27 protein-coding genes and 1 pseudogene are annotated in these 22,495 nt (G+C 61.0%); 8 read left to right on the top strand and 20 right to left on the bottom strand.

Translation table 11 applies throughout. The features are described 5' to 3' along the window. Positions 1-40: 40 nt before the first annotated feature. Positions 41-787: a peptidoglycan editing factor PgeF gene (gene pgeF, locus BUQ81_RS01965; protein ID WP_200770528.1), complete on the bottom strand. Its 747-nt coding sequence runs from the start codon at positions 785-787 to the stop codon at positions 41-43. After that, entirely contained in the window at positions 778-1,848 is a 1,071-nt protein-coding gene (gene rluD / locus BUQ81_RS01960; protein WP_074200707.1) for a 23S rRNA pseudouridine(1911/1915/1917) synthase RluD, read from the bottom strand. Before rluD ends, pgeF begins: the two co-directional genes overlap by 10 nt. Positions 1,849-1,891: 43 nt before the next feature. On the opposite strand from rluD, the gene bamD reads away from it, so the two are divergent. Beyond that, entirely contained in the window at positions 1,892-2,731 is an 840-nt protein-coding gene (bamD, locus tag BUQ81_RS01955) for an outer membrane protein assembly factor BamD (RefSeq protein WP_074200706.1), read from the top strand. Positions 2,732-2,910: 179 nt separating this feature from the next. Here bamD and BUQ81_RS01950 read toward each other — a convergent pair whose 3' ends face one another. The 4 genes from BUQ81_RS01950 to sucC are packed head-to-tail and all read right to left on the bottom strand — an operon-like array spanning position 2,911 to position 8,485. Next, complete coding sequence (locus tag BUQ81_RS01950) at positions 2,911-4,812, bottom strand: putative bifunctional diguanylate cyclase/phosphodiesterase (protein ID WP_074200705.1); 1,902 nt, start codon at positions 4,810-4,812, stop codon at positions 2,911-2,913. Between the two features lie 3 nt (positions 4,813-4,815). Next, positions 4,816-6,444: an NAD+ synthase gene (locus BUQ81_RS01945; protein WP_074200704.1), complete on the bottom strand. Its 1,629-nt coding sequence runs from the start codon at positions 6,442-6,444 to the stop codon at positions 4,816-4,818. After that, positions 6,441-7,319: a succinate--CoA ligase subunit alpha gene (sucD, locus tag BUQ81_RS01940; RefSeq protein ID WP_074200703.1), complete on the bottom strand. Its 879-nt coding sequence runs from the start codon at positions 7,317-7,319 to the stop codon at positions 6,441-6,443. The genes BUQ81_RS01945 and sucD overlap by 4 nt, the downstream gene beginning before the upstream one ends. Beyond that, positions 7,319-8,485, bottom strand: coding sequence for an ADP-forming succinate--CoA ligase subunit beta (sucC, locus tag BUQ81_RS01935; RefSeq protein ID WP_074200702.1), 1,167 nt, complete (start codon positions 8,483-8,485; stop codon positions 7,319-7,321). Before sucC ends, sucD begins: the two co-directional genes overlap by 1 nt. A gap of 62 nt (positions 8,486-8,547) precedes the next feature. On the opposite strand from sucC, the gene BUQ81_RS01930 reads away from it, so the two are divergent. After that, positions 8,548-8,772 carry a PP0621 family protein gene (locus BUQ81_RS01930; protein WP_074200701.1) on the top strand — a complete coding sequence of 75 codons (225 nt, stop codon included), beginning with the start codon at positions 8,548-8,550 and terminating at the stop codon, positions 8,770-8,772. A gap of 9 nt (positions 8,773-8,781) precedes the next feature. On the opposite strand, the gene BUQ81_RS01925 is transcribed toward BUQ81_RS01930, so the two are convergent. Genes BUQ81_RS01925 through cobO form a run of 5 tightly spaced genes read right to left on the bottom strand, consistent with a single transcriptional unit; the run spans position 8,782 to position 10,697 of the window. Further along, entirely contained in the window at positions 8,782-9,213 is a 432-nt protein-coding gene (locus BUQ81_RS01925; protein WP_074200700.1) for an FKBP-type peptidyl-prolyl cis-trans isomerase, read from the bottom strand. Positions 9,214-9,234: 21 nt separating this feature from the next. Then, entirely contained in the window at positions 9,235-9,627 is a 393-nt protein-coding gene (locus tag BUQ81_RS01920) for a hypothetical protein (protein ID WP_074200699.1), read from the bottom strand. Further along, a complete protein-coding gene (locus tag BUQ81_RS01915) occupies positions 9,627-9,947 on the bottom strand; it encodes a hypothetical protein (protein WP_234947279.1) in 321 nt (106 codons plus the stop codon). Before BUQ81_RS01915 ends, BUQ81_RS01920 begins: the two co-directional genes overlap by 1 nt. Next, on the bottom strand, positions 9,916-10,092 hold the full coding sequence (locus BUQ81_RS08705; RefSeq protein WP_159432249.1) for a hypothetical protein: 177 nt from the start codon (positions 10,090-10,092) through the stop codon (positions 9,916-9,918). Before BUQ81_RS08705 ends, BUQ81_RS01915 begins: the two co-directional genes overlap by 32 nt. Beyond that, the gene (gene cobO, locus BUQ81_RS01910; RefSeq protein WP_074200697.1) at positions 10,089-10,697 is read right to left on the bottom strand and encodes a cob(I)yrinic acid a,c-diamide adenosyltransferase; all 609 of its coding nucleotides are present in this window, start codon (positions 10,695-10,697) and stop codon (positions 10,089-10,091) included. The genes BUQ81_RS08705 and cobO overlap by 4 nt, the downstream gene beginning before the upstream one ends. 58 nt (positions 10,698-10,755) lie before the next feature. Between cobO and BUQ81_RS01905 the strand changes: the two genes are divergently transcribed. Further along, the gene (locus BUQ81_RS01905; protein WP_074200696.1) at positions 10,756-11,883 is read left to right on the top strand and encodes an NAD(P)/FAD-dependent oxidoreductase; all 1,128 of its coding nucleotides are present in this window, start codon (positions 10,756-10,758) and stop codon (positions 11,881-11,883) included. A gap of 78 nt (positions 11,884-11,961) precedes the next feature. Here the strand turns inward: BUQ81_RS01905 and epmA are convergent, their stop codons facing one another. Both epmA and efp read right to left on the bottom strand, forming a co-directional pair. Then, positions 11,962-12,948, bottom strand: coding sequence for an EF-P lysine aminoacylase EpmA (gene epmA, locus BUQ81_RS01900; protein ID WP_074200695.1), 987 nt, complete (start codon positions 12,946-12,948; stop codon positions 11,962-11,964). Then, positions 12,941-13,495: pseudogene (gene efp, locus BUQ81_RS01895) on the bottom strand (elongation factor P); the annotation flags it as partial. The pseudogene efp and the gene epmA, both read right to left, overlap by 8 nt. A gap of 62 nt (positions 13,496-13,557) precedes the next feature. On the opposite strand from efp, the gene epmB reads away from it, so the two are divergent. From epmB to BUQ81_RS01880, 3 genes are read left to right on the top strand one after another with little or no spacing between them, the layout of a single operon-like run. Next, positions 13,558-14,508, top strand: a complete 951-nt coding sequence (gene epmB, locus BUQ81_RS01890) for an EF-P beta-lysylation protein EpmB (protein ID WP_074200693.1) — start codon at positions 13,558-13,560, stop codon at positions 14,506-14,508. Beyond that, on the top strand, positions 14,505-15,416 hold the full coding sequence (locus tag BUQ81_RS01885) for a lysylphosphatidylglycerol synthase transmembrane domain-containing protein (RefSeq protein WP_074200692.1): 912 nt from the start codon (positions 14,505-14,507) through the stop codon (positions 15,414-15,416). The genes epmB and BUQ81_RS01885 overlap by 4 nt, the downstream gene beginning before the upstream one ends. Before the next feature lie 28 nt (positions 15,417-15,444). After that, the gene (locus BUQ81_RS01880; protein ID WP_074200691.1) at positions 15,445-16,683 is read left to right on the top strand and encodes a glycosyltransferase family 9 protein; all 1,239 of its coding nucleotides are present in this window, start codon (positions 15,445-15,447) and stop codon (positions 16,681-16,683) included. On the opposite strand, the gene BUQ81_RS01875 is transcribed toward BUQ81_RS01880, so the two are convergent. The 3 genes from BUQ81_RS01875 to rplM form a co-directional block, all read right to left on the bottom strand. Continuing rightward, the gene (locus BUQ81_RS01875) at positions 16,631-16,852 is read right to left on the bottom strand and encodes a hypothetical protein (RefSeq protein WP_074200690.1); all 222 of its coding nucleotides are present in this window, start codon (positions 16,850-16,852) and stop codon (positions 16,631-16,633) included. The two genes, BUQ81_RS01880 and BUQ81_RS01875, sit on opposite strands and share 53 nt — an antisense overlap. Positions 16,853-16,959: 107 nt before the next feature. After that, entirely contained in the window at positions 16,960-17,352 is a 393-nt protein-coding gene (gene rpsI, locus BUQ81_RS01870; RefSeq protein ID WP_074200689.1) for a 30S ribosomal protein S9, read from the bottom strand. Positions 17,353-17,365: 13 nt separating this feature from the next. Continuing rightward, positions 17,366-17,800, bottom strand: coding sequence for a 50S ribosomal protein L13 (gene rplM, locus BUQ81_RS01865; RefSeq protein ID WP_074200931.1), 435 nt, complete (start codon positions 17,798-17,800; stop codon positions 17,366-17,368). A 164-nt stretch (positions 17,801-17,964) separates the two neighbouring features. Between rplM and BUQ81_RS01860 the strand changes: the two genes are divergently transcribed. Next, positions 17,965-18,273, top strand: coding sequence for a hypothetical protein (locus BUQ81_RS01860; RefSeq protein WP_074200688.1), 309 nt, complete (start codon positions 17,965-17,967; stop codon positions 18,271-18,273). On the opposite strand, the gene BUQ81_RS01855 is transcribed toward BUQ81_RS01860, so the two are convergent. Genes BUQ81_RS01855 through BUQ81_RS01845 form a run of 3 tightly spaced genes read right to left on the bottom strand, consistent with a single transcriptional unit; the run spans position 18,270 to position 20,728 of the window. Next, positions 18,270-18,959: a sulfite exporter TauE/SafE family protein gene (locus BUQ81_RS01855; protein WP_074200930.1), complete on the bottom strand. Its 690-nt coding sequence runs from the start codon at positions 18,957-18,959 to the stop codon at positions 18,270-18,272. The genes BUQ81_RS01860 and BUQ81_RS01855 overlap by 4 nt on opposite strands. After that, a complete protein-coding gene (locus BUQ81_RS01850) occupies positions 18,959-20,461 on the bottom strand; it encodes a YifB family Mg chelatase-like AAA ATPase (RefSeq protein ID WP_074200687.1) in 1,503 nt (500 codons plus the stop codon). Before BUQ81_RS01850 ends, BUQ81_RS01855 begins: the two co-directional genes overlap by 1 nt. A 3-nt stretch (positions 20,462-20,464) precedes the next feature. Then, complete coding sequence (locus tag BUQ81_RS01845) at positions 20,465-20,728, bottom strand: accessory factor UbiK family protein (RefSeq protein WP_074200686.1); 264 nt, start codon at positions 20,726-20,728, stop codon at positions 20,465-20,467. Between the two features lie 76 nt (positions 20,729-20,804). Between BUQ81_RS01845 and BUQ81_RS01840 the strand changes: the two genes are divergently transcribed. Further along, positions 20,805-21,857: a GGDEF domain-containing protein gene (locus BUQ81_RS01840; protein ID WP_074200685.1), complete on the top strand. Its 1,053-nt coding sequence runs from the start codon at positions 20,805-20,807 to the stop codon at positions 21,855-21,857. Here the strand turns inward: BUQ81_RS01840 and BUQ81_RS01835 are convergent. Beyond that, positions 21,842-22,495 (bottom strand): SPOR domain-containing protein, encoded by a 654-nt coding sequence (locus tag BUQ81_RS01835; RefSeq protein ID WP_074200684.1) that lies wholly within the window; start codon positions 22,493-22,495, stop codon positions 21,842-21,844. The two genes, BUQ81_RS01840 and BUQ81_RS01835, sit on opposite strands and share 16 nt — an antisense overlap.

Raw genomic sequence — 22,495 nt, 5'->3', positions numbered from 1 at the left:
GGGTTAATCCTCCTTGTTCACCCCGCTGCGGCGGGGTTTTTTATGTGCGCCATACAAGCGTTGCCATGCGCCCGGTGGGTGTGACGCGACGGTAGGAAAAGAAGCGTTTATCGTGCAACGTTGACAGGCCACAGTCGAATACGGTGGAAACGCCCGCCTGCTGCAGCTGCCATCGGGCAATGCCTACGGCGTCCAGCCAGAGCTTGTGGGGCTGAGGATGCGGCAAAAAGTGACCGGGCAGCGCGCGGCCATGCGCCAGCAACTGCGCGCGCACCTGTGCGCCCACTTCAAAATCATCCATTCGCAGGCCGGGGCCGATCCACGCCAGCCAGTTTTCATCCTTTGGCAACTGATCCAGTGTATTGGCAATCACGCCATTGTCCAGGCCGCGCCAGCCGGCATGAATGGCCGCAATCACTGTCCCCGAGCGGTTGGCCAGCACAATGGGCAGGCAGTCAGCGGTCAGTACCGCCAGCACTACTCCGGCTTCATCCGTCCATGCAGCGTCGGCAACAGGGGGGTCCCCGACTTTTTCAGCGCGCGAAAATCTGACCACGCAATTGCTGTGCACCTGTTCCAGAAAACGGGGCATTTCCGGCAGATTCAGGGCATTTTTAAGGATGTCGCGGTTCCTGCGCACCGATTCCGCCGCATCACCCACATGGGTGGCAAGATTGAGCTGATCATAGGGCGCTGCGCTGACTCCACCTACACGGGTGGTGGTGCAGGCGCGTACGCCGGGCGGCGCAGACCAGTCCGGTTCGATGACGGGCAGCACTACTCCCACGACAGCTCCTGTCCGTCGTCGCCGACCCAGGCCACCTCGATGCCGTCGTCGTAATCCCACTCGTCGTATTCGCCGCTGCTTTCTGCCTGGGCCAGATCCAGATCGTCGCGCAGCACATCGATAATGGCAGCCATGTCGTCCGGCATCGGCGCCTTGAAACGCACCGGCTCACCCGTGGCCGGATGAGTGAAGCTGAGCACGCCGGCATGCAGGGCCTGCCGCTTGAAACTGCGCAGCACGTCGATGAATTCCGGCGCCATGCCGCGGGGGATGCGCAGCCGCCCACCATAGACGGGATCGCCCAGCAGCGGATAGCCAATGGATGCCATGTGCACGCGGATCTGATGGGTACGGCCGGTTTCCAGCTTGACCTTGACATGGGTAAAGCCGCGGAAGCGCTCCACCACGCGGTAATGGCTCACGGCCGGCTTGCCCCCCACTTCCAGCGCTGCCATGCGCTTGCGGTCCTTGGGATGGCGACCGATATTCTTCTCCACCGTGCCGCCGCTGATGAGCTCGCCCTGCACGATGGCGTCGTATACCCGCTCCACGGCGTGCTGCTGCAGCTGATTGACCAGATGATTCTGCGCCTGCAGGGTTTTCGCCACCACCATCAGACCGGTGGTTTCCTTGTCCAGCCGGTGCACGATGCCGGCACGCGGCACCTGCTCCAGCTCGGGCCAGCGGTACAGCAGGCCATTGAGGACGGTATTGTCCGGGTTGCCGGCGCCCGGATGGACCACCAGTCCGGCCGGCTTGTTAAGCACGATCACATGCGCATCCTCGTGCACCACATCCAGCGGTACCAGCTGCGCCTCGGCAGACACTTCCTGTTTCGGCTCGGGCACCAGCGTGACTGCCTCGCCGCCCAGCACCTTTTCGCTGGGTTTTTTCGGCACCTGACCATTCACCTGCACGCGGCCGTCCTTCAGCCACTGCTTGAGATGCTCGCGGGAATAGTCAGGGAAAAGCTGGGCCAGCACGGCATCGAGCCGTTTGCCGGCCAGCTCGAAGGGGATGGCTGCCTCAAGCGGGGCGGGCGTATGCGCAGACGGGTCCATGTGATATGATTGCTCCACTCAAATTGACCCTTATTCTATGCCAATGAAACGACTCGCTCTAACGCTTTTCCTTGCTGTGGCCGCCATCAGCTTCAGCGGTTGCTCTACCCTCTCCAACCTGGTGGAAAAGGATGAATCCGAATGGACCGTCACCGACTACTGGCAGCATCTCAAGGACGCCTACGATGACGAACAGTGGGAACAGGTGATTCAGTACGGCGAGAAGCTGCTGGCCTACTATCCCTACGGCAAGGAAGCCGAGCAGGCGTATCTCTATCTGGCCTATGCCTATTACAAGTGGGACGAGCCTGAATCGGCCGTGCGCATTCTGGACGAGTTCATCCGCCTGTATCCGAAACACCGTGCCCTGGCCTATGCCTACTACCTGCGCGCACGGGCGCAGGAGTCCGTGGCCAGCAGCTGGTTCGACAAGTGGATTACCGATCCGGCCCGCCGCTCTGCCGTTACCCTGCAGAAAACCTACGACTACTACCGCGCCCTGCTGGAAAAGTTCCCCACCAGCCAGTATGCCGAAGTGGCCCGGCGCAAGGTGGTGATCTACTACAACCGCCTCGCCCGCCACGAATACCACATTGCCCGGTTCTATTTTGAAAAGGGCGCCTATCTTGCCTCTGCCGAACGGGTCAGGGATCTGCTGAACCGCTACCCGCGTGCGGCCATTATTCTGGATGCGCTGGCGCTAATGGCAACAGATTACGACCGCCTGGGCATGGATGTACAGGCCGACCACGTGCGTCAGGTGCTGGTGGCCAACTATGAAAAACAGGTGCAAAAGGCCCCGGTGGAAACCCCGGCCCAGCAGCAGAGGGCACGCACCCTGGACAGGCAGCCGCGGTATCGCAGCCTGCGCTGGAGCAACTGACTCAAATCCTGCCATCCGCCTCGCGGGCGGCTTCTTGCTCATCTATTCCCGGCCAACCTGTGCTGCCTTGCAACAGTTCTGGCAAGAGCAAAGCAATGCGTTGAATCTGAGAAAGGTAATGCAAACAGACGGCGCTTGAGTCGAGCGGCGCCCCGAGAACGGGCAGCGTCGGTCGCGTTTTAGATCGGACAGACGTGCATGGGGCCGTTGCGCCGCCGCTCCTTCACCCACCCCACCACGTCTTCACCTGGCATGGGGCGGGCAAACAGGTAGCCCTGCAGCAGCGGCACCCCTTCCTTGCACAGCAATCCCTGATGGGTTTCGGTTTCCACCCCCTCCGCCACCACGGTCAGATCCAGCGCCTTGCCCAGCGCCACAATCGCACGTGCAATGGCACGATCAGACGGATCGTGGTCGATGTCGCGCACCAGCGACTGGTCGATCTTGAGCTTGTCCACCTTGAAGCGTTTGAGATAGCCCATGGAGGAGTAGCCGGTACCGAAGTCATCAATGGCCAGCTTGGCGATGCCTGCCGCCTTGATCTGGCGGATCAGCTTCACCGACTCTTCCGTATCCTGCATCATGAGGGATTCGGTAATTTCCAGCTCCAGCCGGTGCGCCACGCCTGAGCTGCGAATCACCTCGGTAAGGCGATCCACGTGGTCGGCGCTCAGCTCAATGGCGGAGAGGTTGATGGCCACGGTAAACGGCAGATCCCCGCCGAAGGCCTGTTGCCATTGCCGGATATCCTCCACCACCATGCGCAGCACCTCCAGATCCACCTCGCGGATCAGACCACTGGATTCCGCCACGGGAATGAACTTGAAGGGAGGAATCATGCCTTCTTCAGAGTCGTTCCAGCGCACCAGCGCTTCGAAGGCAACCGGCAGGCCATTGCTGCTGTCCACAATGGGCTGGTAGTGCACATCAAGGCGGTGTCCGGCCAGCGCCTGGCGCAGTTTGGCATCCAGGCGCAACTTCTCTTCCTTTTCCTGCTGCCAGTGTGACTCATAAAACTGCACCAGCCCGCGCCCCTTTTCCTTGGCTTTTGCCAGCGCCGTATCCGCCATGCGGATCAGATCGATGACGCTCCCCTGCGCTTCACTGCTGCAGCTGATGCCCACGCTCGCGCTGAGATTGAACTCGGCACCCTCCACCGTAAAGGGCGTTTTGAGTACCTGGATAAAGTCCGTGGCAAGCCCCTTGATTGCGCCCATGGAATCGTCCGCAGTGCTGCAAATCTGAGAGAGGTGAATAAAAGTATCACCCCCGAAATGATAGAGGTTGTCCTCCTGCACGCCGGTCAGCTGTTTGAAACGCGCAGCCACCTGTTTGAGCACGGCATCGCCCACGACATGGCCGAAGGCGTCATTGACCTCCTTGAAATGATCCAGATCGATATAGAGACAGGCAAATTGCGCCTCGGATGCAAACAGTTCTGCTGCATCCCGCTCCATCCGCTGACGGTTTCTCAAGCCGGTAATGGGGTGACGCTCGACCAGTTCCTGTAACTGTTTGTGCTGTGCTTCCAGGGCCAGAATGACACTGGCCAGATAGGCCCCGACCTGCAGCACATTGGTCTGGAAATCATCCGGTTCGCGCTTTTCAAACGAGGTCAGCGCAAAGGTGCCGATCACCTTGCCTTCACGGTTTTTGACCGGGAAGGACCAGCAGGCACCCAGATTGAAACGGACCGCCATATCACGCAGATCAGCCCAGCGCGGATCTTCCAGCGTGCTGGTGACGATCTGGTGCTGACCACTCCAGATGACGTTCCCGCACGAGCCGCCACCAGGCCCCGGCTTGAGACCGCTCAGTGCCTCGACGGCGTCCTCCGGCGCGGACGGCGCCGCACACACATACAGGCAGCCATCGTCACGATTGACCAGCATAATGCTGGCCAGTGCATTGGGCACCAGCGCTTCTGCGGCCTGACACAGACGGTCAAGCAGAACCTGTGGCGCCTCGCCTTCCGCCATGCCCTGCAAGACCGCCTCCTGCCATTCCAGCAGGTCGTTCACCTGCTCCACACTCAGCTGCGTGCGCGCAATGTTCAACGGCTGGATGCAAGTATCAGACATGAATCAGATAGGCTCCCGATAACGACTGGTAATGGGGTAGCGGCGGTCACGGCCAAAGCTGCGCGGGCTGACGCGAATCCCAGGCGGTGCCTGCCGACGCTTGTACTCATTGGAGTTTATCAAATTAATTGCACGTTCGACCATCTTCGCGTCAATATTTTTGGCGATAAGTTCTGCAGGCGTCTTTTGCTCCACCACATAGCCCTGAATGATCCGATCGAGAATTTCATAAGGCGGCAGGCTGTCCTCGTCCTTCTGATCCGGACGCAGCTCCGCACTGGGCGGGCGGGTGATGACGCCCTCCGGGATCGCCGGCGACAGGCCATTGCGATAGCGCGCCAAGGCATAGACCTGTGTCTTGAGCACATCCTTCAGCGGTGCAAAGCCGCCCACCATATCGCCATACAGCGTGCTGTAGCCCACCGCGCTCTCGGACTTGTTGCTGGTGGAGAGCACCAGCTTGCCACTGGCATTGGAAATGGCCATCAGGGTCACGCCGCGCAGACGCGCCTGCAGGTTTTCCTCGGTAACACCTTCTATTTCGGGCAGGCGCGGCGCCAGAACCTGTGTCATGCCCTCAAAACCCGCCTCGATGGGCAGGATTTCATAGGCGACATCGAGCATCTCCGCCTGACGGGTGGCCAGATTAATGCTCTCCTGCGAGGTATAGCGAAATGGCATCATCACCGCCTCCACACGCTCCGCCCCCAGCGCATCCACGGCGATGGCCAACGTCAGGGCCGAATCGATCCCGCCGGAGAGGCCCAGCACCACGCCGGGCAGACCATTCTTTTCGATAAAGTCGCGCGTGCCCAGCACAAGTGCCTCATACAGCCGCGCTTCGCCGTCCAGCAGGGGCGACAGCTGGCCAGCCAGTATCTGCACACCGTTGGGGCCGTGCTGCAGCGTCACCGGCACCAGCGCCGGCCTGAATTCCGGTGCCTGTACCTGCACCTGGCCAGCAGCGTCCATGGCAAAGCTGCCGCCGTCGAATACCAGCTCGTCCTGACCGCCCACCTGATTGACATAGATAATTGGCACGCCAAATTCATCGATACGACGGCTGGCCACGCGCAGACGGTCACCGTGCTTTTCAGCATGGAAGGGCGAGGCATTCAGGTTGAGAATCACCTCAGCCCCTGCGGCAGCCACCTTCTCCACCGCCGTGGGTTTCCACACATCTTCGCAGATGAGCAGGCCGAAACGGATGCCCTTGTAGTCCACCACCGTAGGCTGGCTGCCGGGGGAAAAGTAGCGCTTTTCGTCAAAGGGGCCATAGTTGGGCAGGTGCTGCTTGATATAGCTGGCAGCAAACTCGCCATGCTCGATCCACGCCGCCATGTTGAAGCGCTCGCCCAGCGCATCCTCCATGGGGTAGCCCACCACCATGGCCAGCGGCAGGCGCGCTGCACACAGGCGCTCCAGCTGCTGCTGCACCTGTGGATAGAGGCCAGGACGCAGCAGAATATCCTCTGGCGGATAGCCGGTCAGCGCCATTTCGGGAAAGACCACTACATCCGCCTGCAGCTGCGCAAGCGCCGCCTCAGCGGCAGCCAGCATCTTGTCGGTATTGCCGGCGAGATCGCCCACCACGGGATCGATCTGCGCCATGACGACCGTAACGTTGCTCATGCCTCCGCCCCCAGACGCTCGGCCATGGCGGCGCCCATGGCCGTGGGCGTACGCACGACGGTGACGCCTGCGGCTTCCAGCGCCGCCATCTTGGCTTCGGCGGTGCCCTGCCCGCCGCTGACGATGGCGCCGGCATGCCCCATGCGCCGCCCCGGCGGGGCGGTAACGCCAGCAATATAGGCCACCACCGGCTTGCTCACATGGTCGCGGATGAAGTCGGCCGCAGCCTCTTCCTCGCTGCCGCCGATCTCACCCACCATAATGATCCCTTTGGTCTGCGGGTCCGCCTCGAAGCGGCGCAAGCAGTCGACGAAATCCATGCCATGAATGGGGTCACCGCCGATACCCACACAGGTGGACTGCCCCAGCCCTACCTGGGTAGTCTGCCAGACGGCTTCGTACGTCAGCGTCCCGGAACGGGAGACAATGCCGATGGACCCCGGTTTGTGGATATGCCCGGGCATAATGCCCATCTTGCACTCGCCTGGCGTGATAACACCGGGGCAGTTGGGCCCGATCAACACGCTGTCGGACTGATCCAGTACCGCGTGCACCTTGAGCATGTCCGCTACCGGAATGCCCTCGGTAATGCAGGTGATCACCTCGACGCCGGCATCGATGGCCTCCAGAATGGAGTCGGCGGCAAACGGCGGCGGCACATAGATCATGCTGGCATTGGCGCCGGTGGCCTCCACCGCCTCACGCACCGTGTTGAAAACCGGCCGATCCAGATGGGTCTGCCCCCCCTTGCCTGGGGTCACGCCGCCCACCAGATTGGTGCCGTAGGCGATGGCCTGCTCGGAATGAAACGTGCCCTGCTTGCCGGTAAAGCCCTGGGTAATGACGCGGGTATCCTTGTTGACCAGAATGCTCATCAGGCGGCCTCCTTCGCCAGCGCCACGACGGTTTTCGCGGCTTCTTCCAGATCATTGACTGCGCTCAGGTTCAGACCACTCTCCGCCAACATGCGGCGGCCCTGCTCCACGTTGGTGCCTTCGAGACGCACCACCACCGGCAGGGTGAGCCCGACCTCCTTCACCGCCTGAATGATGCCTTCGGCAATCAGATCGCAGCGCACGATGCCGCCAAAGATATTGACCAGAATGGCCTTCACCTCGTCGGAACTGGTAATCAGCTTGAAAGCTTCCGCCACGCGCTCGGCGGTGGCGCCGCCACCCACATCGAGGAAGTTGGCCGGTTCGCCGCCGTGCAGCTTGATCAGGTCCATGGTGGCCATGGCCAGGCCCGCGCCATTGACCATGCAGCCGATATTGCCATCCAAGGCAATGTAGTTGAGGTTGAACTTGCGCGCATGGGCCTCGCGCGGATCTTCCTGCGAGGGATCGTGCATCGCCTGCAGATCCGCATGGCGATACAGGGCGTTGTCGTCCACATTCACCTTGGCGTCCAGCGCCACCAGTCGGTTGTCTTCAGTGCGCACCAGCGGGTTGATCTCCACCAGACCCAGATCCATGTCCAGCGCGAGACGATAGAGCGCCTGCAGAAGCTGGCCCAGCTGCTTGAAGGCGTCACCCGTCAGACCCAGTGCAAAGCCGGCTTCGCGCGCCTGGTAGGGCATCACGCCGGTAACGGGATCGATGGTGAGAGTAATGATCTTCTCGGGTGTTTCCGCCGCCACCGCTTCGATGTCCATGCCTCCGGCCGATGAGAGCACAAACGTGTGTCGCTTGCTGGCGCGGTCGATCAGCAGGCTGAGATACAGCTCCTCGGCAATGGGCAGCGTCTGCTCCACCAGCAGGGCATTGACTGGCAGCGCACGCCCTCCGGTCTGCGGCGTGGCCAGCTGACTGCCCAACAGCTGCGTGGCCACCTGTTCCGCCTCTTCGGCAGTCTTCACCAGCTTGACGCCACCCGCCTTGCCGCGCGCGCCGGCGTGAATCTGTGCCTTGAGCACGCACGGCAGACCGATGGTATCCAGCGCCCCTTCCAGCTCGCCCACGGTTTCGATCACCACCCCCTGCGGCACGGGTACGCCCGCGTCGCGCAGCAGGCCCTTGGCCTGATATTCATGCAAGTTCATGTCTGCTGTCCCTGATTGTGCTTTTGTGCTATTTTAGCCCGATTACTGCACGGGAGGCCTGAATGCGCGCGCTATTGTTCTTTCTACTGGTTCTGTTGCTGTTCGGCGTGATCATGATGATCAGCAAGCGCATGGAGATGGCGCGCCGTCGCGCGCAACAGGATGAAGTTGCGGCAGAAAAATCGGAACGCATGGTGGCCTGTGCCACCTGTGGCGTGCACGTGCCCGAGTCCAGCGCCTGTCAGCAGCACGGGCAGCGCTACTGCCCGGAGCACTGCCCGAAATAGGGTGGGAATTCAATAGATCTTTTCGATGGTGACGTCGAAGATGAGCACCTGACCGGCCAGGGGGTGATTAAAATCCACAGTCACCTCGTCATCTTCGATGGCAACGATCATGCCTGGCACATCTTCGCCGGCCGGGCCGCTGAAGCCGATCACCAGTCCGCGCTCCAGCTCCACATCATTTGGGAACGCTTCGCGCTTGATGGTCACCAGATTGTCGGGGTCCGGGTTGCCGAAGGCGTCGTCCGGAAACAAGGTGAACTGACGGCTTTCCCCCTCTTCCAGCCCCAGCAGCCACTTTTCCAGCCCCTCAAACAGAGTGCCATCCCCCAGAGTAAACTGCAGCAGTTCATCCACTTCGGTCTGATCCACCACCGTGCCGTCAATCAGGCTCAGTGAGAACCGCAGGTCGATGGTGCTGTCAGGCAATACTGTCTTGGTCATGCGCCCCTCCGTTGCATGCAATCAGAATTTTCCAAAGATGGAGAACGGGTCGCGCGGCACTTCATCACAGTGAATCTTCCACACCAGCGTGTAGCGGCAGTCCGCCGTGGCACATTCAGCGGGATCGACACCAAAGCTGGCCTGGCGCTGGGCATATACCTCATCCTTCAGATACCCTTTCGGGCACAGCTGGCGCGCGCGAAAATCGAACGCCATGCTCTCCAGCACCGGCGGCTCGTTGAACTGCTGCCGGATCAGCCAGTGCAGATCATCCTGTTGCTGTTTCACTTCGATGGGCGCGATCAGGTCGCCGGTCCTGGCCACCGCCGTACTGGTCCAGTGACTGGCCTTGTTCGCCCAGCTGGAACAGCCGCTCAGCAGTGCCAGTGCAGACAGCAGTATCAAGTTGCGCATCAACGGTCACCTCCTGCCACCAACGGCTGTTCCTTAATGCCCTTTTCACGAATGATGTAACACATGTTGGTGTGCAGCTTCTTGCCGTCGATCAGCAAGGACGCGCCATACTGGTCTTCGGGATTGAGGCGCACCACGCCCTCATACACCTTCACCAGCTCGCCGGTCATACAGGCGCGGATCTCCACCACGCGCTTAAGCCCGACCCAGTCGGACTGAATATTCTTGGCCTGGTTGCTGATCTTTTCGCACCCGCTCAGTGCGATCGCCAGTGCCAGCAGGCCAGCGCTAACCGCGAGGGGTTTCATCATTACTTTCATCGCCCGCATCCTCTTTCAAATCCTGTATCCGCCAGTCCTGAGAATTCAATGTTTCATCGTCGCTGGCCTTCTGCCCGGGCCAGATCATGGCAATCACCACAATCACCGCCACGGCCAGCAGAAACAGCAACAAGTGCTGATTCACAATTCGATCCCCTTCTGGGCGCGTATGCCGGCATCGAACGCATGTTTGAGGGCGCGCATCTCCGTCACCGTATCCGCATCGTCGATCAGCCCTTGCGGCGCGCCGCGACCGGTAATGATTGCATGCTGATGGTCAGGCCGCGCGAGTACATCGCCGCGCAGGCTATTCCAGTCAAGGTAATGATACGCCAGCGCCACACACAATTCATCCAAAATCACCATGTCGGTGGCCGGATCACGCAGATAGTCCCGCGCCAGCGCCCAGCCGGCTTCGGCAATGGCACGGTCGCGTTCAAAATTCTGCGTCTCCCAGGTAAAACCCTCACCCAGTGCGTGAAACGCCACATTGCCAAACTGACTGAAAAAGCGCTCCTCCCCGGTATCCAGCGGCGCCTTGATGAACTGCAGAATGGCCACACGCATGCCGTGCCCCAGCGCCCGCGCCGCCATGCCGAAGGCACTGGAACTCTTGCCCTTGCCATCACCGGTGAGCACCAGCAGGACACCTTTGTCCGCCTGCGCACGGGCAATCTGTTCGTCCATCCAGCGCTTGCGCCGTGCCATCACGCGGTTGTGTCGTTCCGCCTGATTTTCCATCACCATCATTTCAGTGTTTTCTTATATAATCGGTGGATTGATATCGATTTACATGAGAGGTTGCCGCATGAATATCACCGTACTGGGTACCGGTTTTGCAGCACTCACTGCCGTTCGCACCCTGCGCAAGCAGGATGCGAACGTCAATATTACCGTGATTTCACCGCGAAAGGGGATGATCTACCTGCCGAGCCTGATCTGGATCCCGCCCGGGCTGAAAAAGGGGGACGACCTGCGTGTGGATCTGGACAGCTTCTTCCGCCGCAAGCGCGTGAACTTCGTGGAAGGCGAAGTGGCCAGCATCGAAAACGGTGGCCGCACCGTGGTGCTCGCCTGCGGCGACAAGGTGGACAACGACGGGCTGATCATCGCCTCCGGCGGGCGTTTCATCAAGAAGCTGCCGGGCATTGAGCATGCCATCACGCCGTGTGAAGGCATCCCCGCGGCCGAGAAGATCCGCAGCCGCCTCGACGGCATGAGCGGCGGCACCATCGCCATCGGCTTTGGCGCCAATCCCAAGGAACCCTCTGCCATGCGCGGTGGGCCCATGTTCGAATTCCTGTTCGGCATCGACACGCTGTTGCGCCAGCAGGGCCGCCGTGACAAGTTCAAGCTGGTGTTCTTCAACCCCAACAGGGAACCTGGCAAGCGCCTCGGCCCCGACGTGCCTGCGCGCCTGCTGGAGATGATGCGCAAAAAGGACATCGAAACCCACCTGGGCCACAAGATGAAGGGGTTTGAAAAGAACAAGGTCATTACCGAAGGGGGCGAAATCCCTGCCGACCTGATCCTGTTCATGCCCGGCATGACCGGGCCCGCGTGGCTGCCCAACACCGACCTGCCCCAGTCCGAAGGCGGCCTGATTCAAGCCGACGACAAGGCGAAGGTAGTCGGCTTCGACAAGGTATATGTCGCCGGTGACGCCGGCAGCTATCCCGGACCCGAGTGGCAGGCCAAACAGGCCCACGCCGCCGACATTCAGGCCGAAGTGGCCGCCCTGAACCTGCTCGCGGAGCTCAACGGTCGCGAGCCCACCGCACGCATCAAGCACGAGCTGATCTGCATCGTGGACACCCTCACGCACGGCATCCTTATCAAGCGCACCGACAAGGGGACGCTCATGCTGCCGCCGTGCCGCCTGATGCACTGGGCGAAAATGGCCTTCGAATGGTGGTATCTGCGCCAATACCGCTGAAAACAGCCGTTTTTCCGCGCAAAAAGCCGCCCGTTTTCGAGGCGGCTTTTTTGTGCCCTGAAAAAAGTCGGGGACCCCCTATGCCCGTGGTACAGGAAAGGCAATGACCGCATCGATGCAGGCCGCGCCGGTGGCCGCCATCACCAGCCGGTCAAAACCAAGCGCCACGCCACTGGCGGGTGGCAGGCCACCGCTTGCTTCCAGCGCCGCCAGCAGATGGGTGTCCAGCGGCATGGGCCGCTTGCCCGCAGCTGCACGCGCGGCATTCCACTGCTCGAAACGCTGTCTATAGATCTTGGCATCACGCAGCTCCTCGTAACCATTGGCCAGTTCCATGCCGTGCCAGTACACCTCAAAACGCAATGCCCTGTGCGGATCGTGCGGATGCAGTGCCGCCAGTGCCGCTTCTTGCGCCGGATAGCCGTACACAAACACCAGCTCGCGCGCGGCCAGTTGTGGTTCGATCACCTCGGTGAGCACCAGCTGCCGCCACAGCCCACGCTCATGGGGCGCCACACCAGCAATATCGATGCCGCGATCCGCCAAAACAGCCCGAAAGGCCTCGGCAGGCGCCGAAAACGGGTCCTGGATGCCGGCAAATCGAGCAAACAATTCATCGAATGTAAAAAAGTCGGGGACCCCCCTCTGCAGCAGGTGCTGCAGCAGCTCGGCCGTTTCCGCCATGATCTGCGGCAGGTCGTAATCGAGGCGATACCACTCCAGCAGGGTGAACTCGGGCTGATGGCGGCGGCTCTCATCGCCGTCGCGGAACACCTTGCCCAGCGCATAGACATCGCCATAGCCGGCGCACAACAGTCGCTTGAGCGGATATTCCGGCGAGGTGGGCAGCCAGCGCGTCTCCTCGCCGATGCCCGGGCGGTGCAGCCGCGCAGGCACGCTGTCCAGATGCACATCCGGTGCCGCGGCTGCTGACAGCAACGGCGTCTCCACCTCCAGCACACCACGGGTAGAAAAAAACGCGCGCACCGCCTCAAGCAGTTGCGCGCGTTTTTTCAGAGTCTCAAGCGATGCGCTCGGGCGCCAGTCACTTGGCGCGGGAGACATACTCGCCGGTCTGGGTGTTGACGATCACCTTGTCGCCAATCTGCACGAACAGCGGCACCTGCACCACCGCACCGGTGGAAAGCGTAGCCGGCTTGCCGCCGGTGCCGGCGGTGTCGCCCTTGAGGCCGGGATCGGTATCGGTGACTTCCAGCGTCACCTGCTTGGGCGGGGTCACGGCAATGGGCTCGCCATTCCACAGGGTGACGCTGCACATGTCCTGCTCCACCAGCCACTTGGCGTTGTCGCCCACAGCGGCTTCACCGGCCTGATACTGCTCGAAGCTTTCCGGATCCATGAAGTGCCAGTATTCGCCGTCGTTGTACAGGTACTGCAGTTCAGTATCCATAACGTCGGCGGCTTCCACCTTTTCGCCGGACTTGAAGGTTTTTTCCAGTACGCGGCCGGTGATCAGGTTGCGGTATTTCACACGGTTGAACGCCTGGCCCTTGCCGGGCTGAACGATTTCATTGCTAACGATCACGCACGGCTGACCGTCGAGAAGAAACTTCAGGCCGTTCTTGAATTCGCTGGTGCTGTAGCTTGCCATACTGACCTCGATGCTCAAGTAAAATAAGCGCCTATTTTAATCGCACCCCGGGGATTGCGCCAGTGGCTCAGATTGCGCTGCACGACCTGCTTGAACGCCTTGCGCTGGATGCCGATGCCCTCGGCGTGGATGCGGACAATCCGTTCCCCTTCCGCCTGCACAGCAATCTCGCCGCGCGCATCCAGCCCGGCAATCCCAAAGACCCGATTCTGCGCCAGGTGCTGCCGCTGAAGATCGAACGCCAACCCGTTGAGGGTTTTACTGCCGACCCGGTTGGCGATCTCGCCGCCCGACCCGCGCCGGGCGTCCTGCACAAGTACCACGGCCGCGCGCTGGTGATGCGTACACCGCGGTGCGACCTGCATTGCCGCTTCTGCTTTCGTCGCCACTTTCCCTATGAGGAAAATATCGGCCAGGCTGCCTGGCAGCAGACGCTGGACTACCTGCGCACGCATGCGGACATTCACGAAGTGATCCTCAGCGGTGGCGATCCGCTCACCCTTTCCGAAGCCGCACTGCTGGAAACCTGCCAGGCCCTGGAAGCGCTGCCCCACGTGCACACGCTGCGCATTCACACTCGCACGCCGATTGCCGCCCCCAGCCGCATGCCAAAGCACGACTGGCTCACGTGGGCACGCCGCAGCCGCCTCAAACTCGTGCTGGTGAGTCACTGCAACCACCCGCAGGAACTTTCCGAACAGACCGCAGCCGTATTTCAGACCCTGCGCAAAACGGGCGTGACCTTGTTGAACCAGAGCGTGCTCCTCAGGGGCGTCAATGACACGGGCACCACGCTGGAACAGCTCAGCCATGCACTGTTTCAGCAGGGCGTGCTGCCCTACTACCTGCATCAGCTGGATCCGGTTGCCGGCGCTGCCCACTTCGCCGTGGATGATGCCACGGCACGGGGTCTGATAGACTATCTGCGCCGTCGTCTGCCGGGCTATCTGGTGCCGCGCCTGGTGCGCGAAATCCCCGGCGAAGCCAGTAAAACGCCCGTGGAGGCCCCTTGAAGAACCTTGTCAAAATCCTCCTCTCCCTGCTCATCCTCGCGTTTCTGTTTCACGAGGTGGACATGGGCGCTGCCCTCAAGACCATGAAGCAGGCCAATCCGCTTCTGCTCGCCGCGGCACTGGGCGTGCAGCTGCTTAGCCAGACGGTGGCAGCCTGGCGCTGGACGCTGATCATGCGCAAGCTGGGCTTTGAACACGATTTAGGTTTCTATCTGCGCAGCTACTTCAAGGGCACCCTGTTCAATCAGCTGCTGCCCACCAGCATCGGCGGGGACGCCTACCGCGTCGCCGAGGTGCACGCCCACGGTGCCCCACTGAAGGAAGCCTTTTACGCCATTTTTATTGACCGCATCGTCGGACTGGTTGGCCTGCTGCTGCTCAATCTGTTCGCCATCCTGTGGGCACCCCATGACCTGTATCCGACCATCATTCTCTACACCATTCTGGCGGTTATTCTCGGGACCCTCGTCGGTTTTGTCCTGCTGCTGTGGCTGCATCGCTACAGCCCGCTGTACCGCTGGCGCTTTACTCGCCTGTTCGCCGAGCTGTCCGAGCGCTTCTGGCGGGTGTACCACCAGCCGCGCGACCTGCTTGTCCAGCTGGGACTCTCCCTGCTGACCCATCTGCTCGGCATGCTGGTCCTGTTCGGCATCGGCCACGCCGTGGGCATCAACGAGCCCATCGGCATCTATTTGGCGCTGACACCCATCGCCATCCTCCTGACCATTCTGCCGATCACCTTCGCCGGCTGGGGGGTGCGCGAAAGTACGCTCATCGGCCTGTTCATGCTGATCGGCACGCCGGAGCCCAAGGTACTGGCCATGTCGCTGCTGTATGGTATTATTCTGGTTTTCGCCGCCCTGCCGGGCGTGGTGTTCTATCTGCAGTCCAGACACCGCTGGCTCTAGGATCGGCTTTCACAGGGATAGACGTTCAATGAATGTGGATCTGATGCGCAAGGTGGATCACCACCTCGGCATTCCGCTTACGGCACTCAGCACGCCGCTGATCAAACTGATCGATCGCCTGCGCGGCAAGAAGGCGCGCCCGACACCCAAACGCATCCTGTTTGTAGAGCTGTCGGAAATGGGCAGCACCATTCTGGCCGATCCTGCCATGCGCCACGCACGAGACGCCTTCGACGCCGAGCTGCATTTCGTCATCTTTGCCAAGAACAAGCCCAGTCTGGATCTGCTCAACACCATCCCGCAGGAGAACATCTTCACCCTGCGGGAAGACAGCCTGTTCACCCTGATATGGGATGCCCTGCGTTTCATGCGCTGGTGCCGACAGAAACGGATCGACACCACGGTGGATCTGGAGCTGTTTTCCCGTGCCTCGGCCCTGCTCACCGGCTGGAGCCTGGCCCGTAACCGCGTCGGCTTCCACAACTTTCACGGCGAAGGGCTGTGGCGCGGTGACCTGCTCACCCACAGGGTGCTCTACAACCCGCACATGCACATCAGCAAGAACTTCATGGCGCTGGTGTATGCGCTTGAGGCCAAGACGCCACAGGTCCCCTACACCAAAGCCATTATCCCCGACGAAGCCATCCGCCTCGAGCAGGTGCACTACAGCGAGGAAGAAAAGGCGCAGATGCATGCCCTGATCCAGAAGCATGCCCCCCAATACGATCCCAACGCGCACCGGCTCGTGCTTATCAACCCCAATGCTTCCGAGCTACTGCCGCAGCGACGCTGGCCAGCGGAAAACTATCGCGAGCTGATCAGGCGGATTCTAGCGGAACATGACGATGCACTGGTGCTGATCACCGGGGCACCGGCAGAGCGGGATGAAGCCGAGGCGTTGCGCAAGGCGGTCGGCCACGAACGCTGCATCAACTTCGCCGGCGGCTGCAAGTTCACCCAGCTGCCCCTGCTATACAGCGTCAGCACCCTGATGGTGACCAACGACTCCGGCCCCGGCCATTTCTCTGCCATCACACCACTGAAAACCTTCGTGCTGTTCGGCCCGGAAACCCCGGCTCTGTATGGCTCGCTGGGCAACAGCACACCTATCTGGGCGGGGCTGGCGTGTTCCCCCTGCGTCTCCGCCGCCAACCATCGCAAGACGCCCTGCACCGACCCCGTGTGCATGCGCGCCATCAACGTGGAGCAGGTCTTCAATCTTGTCGACGCTGAACTGCGTCGCGACGCCACCACCCCAGCAGCATAAGCAGCAGCAACCCCACGGCCACCACCGTCCAAATGTGATGAGACGGCCACTGCTGCAGCGCCCACAGACGATTGAACCCAAAGCCGATGCCCAGCCAGAAGGCAGCCCAGATCAATGCGGCCTGGCCGCTCAAGGCTGCATGCCACACGTCGGTAGAAGCACCCGCCATGAATGAGCCTATCGCCCCCTCTACACCAGCTCAATACGCTTTTTCGCCACACACAAAAAAGCCCGGCATAAAGCCGGGCTTGCGTCGGATCCGTGGTTCGTAAACGATTAACGCTTGGAGAACTGCGGACGACGACGTGCCTTGCGCAGGCCAACCTTCTTGCGTTCCACCTCTCGGGCGTCACGGGTCAGTAGACCGCGGGCACGCAGCACAGGACGGTTTTCTTCGCTGTATTCCACCAGCGCACGGGCGATACCGAGACGGATCGCACCGGCCTGACCGGTGGTACCGCCGCCCTTGACGGTGATATAAGCGTCAAACTTGCCTTCGGACTGAGTGGCTTCCAACGGCTGATTGATCACCATCAGGTCGGTTTCACGGGCGAAGAATTCCTTGATATCACGACCGTTTACGGTCATCTTGCCGGTGCCAGGACGCAGAAATACGCGCGCCACTGAGCTTTTGCGACGGCCGGTTCCGTAGTATTGTTCAGTTGCCATAATCCGCTACCTCTTATGCCTTGATTTCCAGGGGTTGGGGCTGTTGAGCCGCATGGGGGTGTTCGCTGCCAGCGTAAACTTTCAGTTTTTTCAGCATGGCGCGCCCCAGCGGACCACGAGGCAGCATGCCTTTCACGGCCAACTGAATCACACGTTCCGGAGAACGCTGAATCATCTCTTCGAAAGTGAAAGTCTTCAGGTTGCCCACATAACCGGTATGACGGTGATACTTTTTGTCCTTGCGCTTGTTGCCGGTTACAGCAACCTTTTCCGCATTGATGACAACGATGTAATCACCGGTATCCACGTTCGGGGTGTATTCAGGCTTGTGCTTGCCACGCAGGCGTGCAGCCAGTTCAGCGGCCAGACGACCCAGCGTTTTCCCCTCAGCGTCGACGATATACCAGTCGCGCTTCACTTCCGCAGGTTTTGCTACAAATGTTTTCATGTTCACGTCCTGAAACTGTTTTTCAAATCCAATCAAAGCCTTAACGGCACCTGACGTTAACGGGATGTCGGGGAAAGGATTTGTAAGGCGCACAATTATAAGGAGATTGCCCCCGCCGCGCAAATGCATTTTGCTCAATATCGCCTTAATCGTCTTTCAGGCGCATGAACAACCACAAGGCAGGCACTGTCTTCAGTCTGCTGGCAATCGGGGAGGCCCGGACCATCACCCTGCGCGACCGGGACGGCGACGCGCTCCAGCTGTGGCTGCGCTACCTGCCCGGCAAGGTATGGTTGTGCAATAAACCCGTGGAGGTGTTCGATCCGCGTCAGTGTGCCGTGGTACTGGAGCTGCACTGGGACCGGGGCCAGAGCGCCCAGCTAAATCTCCCCAATGGCTGGGACAAAAAACACCCCAGCGTGCGCAATCTGCGGCTTTTTGTGCACTCACTGGGCAGCTGGCACTGCGATTAAACGCTCACGTGCCAGGCGAGATAAAGCTGATAGAAGCCAAAGAGCATCACCAGCCCGCCGGCGGTACGACGCACCCACACATTACGTGCAAGCCGGGTAAAGAAAAATGCGAACACGCCCATCAGCATCAGATTAGGCAGCGTGCCAAGCCCGAAGGCCAGCATGAGCGCCGCACCCTGTAGCGCACTGCCGGCGGCCAATGCCCAGATCAGCATGGAATAGACCAGCCCGCACGGCAACCAGCCCCACACCAGTCCATACACATACGCCTGCGGCAGACTGCGCACGGGTGTCAGCTTCTGCGCCCATGGCTGCAGTCGCGCCCACAGGCGACCGCCAAGTTGCTCAATGGCCACCACGCCTGTCCAGATCCCAGCCAGATAAAGCCCCAGCGCCACCATGAACACACCGGCCACCACCTGCAGTGCCTGCTGCATGGGCAGAAAGGCGGCAAGCGAGACCAGCTGACTGCCCAGAAAGCCGAGCAGCGCGCCGGCCAGCGCATAGCTGGTAATGCGCCCCAGATTGTAGGCCAGCTGATAGCTCATCATGCGCCACCACTGACGCTGCACCGTTGTGGGCAGCCCGAATGTCAGCGCGCCCACCACGCCGCCGCACATGCCGAGACAGTGCACGCCGCCCAACAGGCCAACCAGGGCCGCACTGACCAGTTGCGTCCATTCCATCAGCTGAAACTCCATGCACGGCGGAAGCCGATGGCTTCCTGCAGATGAGGGATTTCTACCCGATCGCTCTCGGCCATGTCAGCCAGCGTGCGCGCCAGCCGCAGGATGCGGTGGTAGCTGCGCGCACTCAGGTTGAACGCCTCAATGGCACGGCGCAACAGCGCCTGCTGCCCTTCGTCCAGCTGCACCACTGCCTCCAGCTGGCGCCCCTGCAGCTGACCATTGAGGCATCCCTGCCGGCGCAATTGACGCTGCCAGGCGGCGTCCACGCGCTCGCGCACCTGGAGCGATGTTTCCTGTGGCAGCGTCTGCTGCAGCGCCTGTGCCTCCACCGGCTGCAGCGTCATGTGAATATCAATGCGATCCAGTAGCGGTCCCGACAGCTTGGCAAAGTAGCGCTTGATCTGGTCCGGCGTGTCATGACAGCGTGCATCGCCGGGGAAGTAGCCGGAGGGCGAAGGGTTGGCCGCCAGCACCGTCACCAGGGGACGCGCCGGAAATGCCACCTGTTCGCGAGCACGGGCGATATGGACCTCGCCGCTTTCCAACGGTGCCCGCAGCGCTTCCAGCGCATCACGACGGAATTCGGTCACCTCATCGAGAAACAGTACGCCATGGTGCGCGCGCGACAAGGCGCCGGGGCGGATCGGCACTCCGCCGCCAATCAGACCGGCGGTGGAGATGCCAGGCTCCGCAATCTGCCACGGTCGCACCAGGAAATCTCCGGGCGTGCGCGGGGCGCCCGCCACGGACCAGATGGCCCCCACCTGCTTCGCCTCCTCAAGCGAAAGGGGCGGCAGAATGGTGGGCAGCCTCGCCGCCAGCATGCTTTTGCCGCAGCCGGGCGGCCCCACCATCATGGCATTGTGCCCACCGCTGGCCGCCACTTCCAACGCACGCTTGGCCTGCAGCTGTCCCTTCACATCAGCCCAGTCCAGTTGATTGGACGACATCGGCACGTCTGCAACGGGCACTACGCTCAGCAACGACGCCTCCCCCCGCGCCCATGCTGCGATGTCAAGCAGATGGTGCGCACCAAACGCCGCTGCATCCGGCAGCAGCGCCAGCTCATCAAGATTGGCCGCCGGCACCCCCAGTTGCAGCACGGCTTCGCTGGCGGACAGTGCGGTGGGCAGGACACCGTCCACCGGGCGCAATTCGCCATTCAGACCCAGTTCACCAATCCAGGCCGTCTTTTCAAACGGCGCTGCGGGAAGTTGTGCAGAGGCCTGCAGGATGCCCAGCGCGATGGGAAGATCGAAGCGGGTGCCGCTCTTGGGCAGGTTTGCCGGCGCCAGGTTGACGGTGATGCGCCTGGCGGGCATCTCGAAGCCGGCATTCTGCAGCGCACTGCGAACCCGCTCGCGGCTTTCGCGCACCGCGCCTTCCGGCAGGCCCACGATATTGAATGCGGGCAACCCGTTGGCCAGGTGCACCTCCACCGTGACCGGCAGCGCCTCGATCCCGCTGAGGGCAAAACTCTGAATCTGCGCGAACGACACGGATCAGTCGAGCACGTCTTCGCCAAGTTCGACAGCGCCTTCCAGCGCAGCGACGCGCTTTTCCAGTGCTTCCAGCTTCATGCGCGTCTTGTAGAGCACCTGCTGCTGGGCCTCGAACTCCTCACGGGTAACCAGGTCCAGCTCGCTTAATGCCTTCTGCAGCGCAATGCGCAGTGCCTGCTTCATTTCTGCAGGCAGTTCACCCAAGCCGGGCGGCAGTTGCCGCAATGCCTCGGTAATAACCTTTCCAGCCTCTGGAATCGCCATAATGGTTAGCCTCTGTTTTGTTTGGTGATAGTATATCGTTGCTGACTTCCATGCACGTGAGAGAGAACCCCTCGACATGACCGTCAAATACGACTTGCTACAGGATCCCAACGACAAGGCCGAACGTGCTTTTGAACAGGTGCTGGAAGCCTTCAAGACCCATCACGTCAACCCCACACCGCTTAATTTTGCCGTCTGGTACACCTATTTTCGCGGCAACGAACCCAGATTACGCGAAGAGATGGAGACCATCCTCGCCGACAGCTTTGGCTACAGCGACCGCTATGGCAAGGAACTGTTCAACAAGTATCTGCTGGACAATGATGACGCCATGGCCGAGCTGGATCGGGCCATTCGCCACCTGATCAACTCCATTGCCAAAAAGATCGAGCAGCTGGCGCAGCGTCTCGATCAGCAGACGCAGAAGCTGGAAAGCTGCACCGTCAAACTCAAAGAAGACCTGCAGCCGGACGAACTCAAGGTCGTTGCCCAGACGGTGCTGGAAACCGCGCAAACCCTTAAACATGACAGCCTTGAATTCGAGCAGAACCTGCTCACCTCCGCGCAGGAAATTCAGCGCCTGCGCAAGGAGCTGATCGAAGCGCGCGCCATGAGCACGCAGGATGAGCTGACCGGCCTGCAGAACCGCCGCGCTTTCAACGAAACCCTCGCTCAGCTGACGGTTGACTATGAAGACAGGCCCGAGCGCCTGCACCTGATCATGACCGACATCGATCACTTCAAGAAATTCAACGACACCTTTGGCCACCTGACCGGTGACAGTGTGTTGCGCTTTTTCTCCAAACTGATTCTCAAAACCCAAGGGGAGAACGAAGCTGCTTTCCGCTATGGCGGCGAAGAGTTCGCCATTGTGCTGTGGGACAGCTCGCTGGAGGACGTCAGAGCTCGCGCCCAGGCGTTGCGAGAAAAGTTGCAGGAGGCGCACCTCAAGCGCAAGACCGACCAGAAACCGCTGGGCACCATCACCGCTTCATTCGGCATCGGGGAATTCAAGGGACCAGAGGACACCATCGAGGCCTTTATCGAACGCGCCGACAAGGCACTCTATCTGGCCAAGAAATGCGGCCGCAACCAGGTCAAGACCGAATTTGATCAAGGCTGCGGCTGATGCGACTCGTGCGACTGACTCGGCTCGGCTGATCGGGTTTTCACCACCAGCACCCGTGCACCCGCCTGCGCCAGGCGGTTGCGCAGCAGATTGACATCCAGCTTGTTGTCCAGGGGCGCCGTGCGCAGTTGATAGAGCGTGCGACCATTCACCTGCCGGGGCACAATGCGCAGCTTGAAGCCCTGACGCGCCAGGCGCGCCAGTTCCTTCTGTGCACGCTCCTGACTCCGAAACGTTCCCGCCACTATGACCACCGGCTGCTCGAGCCTGATCGGCAACGGCTTTGCATCCACCTGCACCTTTTCCCGCGGCAGACTGGTGTAAAAGCTGAACTCCGACATGCCCTCTGCCTTTTCCGGCTGAGGTGCTTCCACTTGTGGCTGCTTCACCGCAGCGGCTGATTGCGACGTTAGCCCGGCTTCCTTCTGCGCTGCAGCCTGCTGAAAGACTGTTGGGCTGGACTGCGAGGCGCGGCTGTGGCCGTGGAGAAAATGGCTGGCAACAAAATAACCGGCTACAAACGCCAGCGACAGTCCAATCCCCCCAGCGATCCACAGCCGGCGCTGACGCGCCTGCGTCATGCGCTGCTGCTGGGACTGTCTCACATAGGGCTGACGACGGGCGTGATAGCGGCTCAT

It is taken from the genome of Sulfurivirga caldicuralii, assembly GCF_900141795.1.
In the GTDB taxonomy this organism is placed as follows: Bacteria; Pseudomonadota; Gammaproteobacteria; order Thiomicrospirales; family Thiomicrospiraceae; genus Sulfurivirga; species Sulfurivirga caldicuralii.
This window is presented reverse-complemented; position numbering and strand designations above follow the sequence as displayed.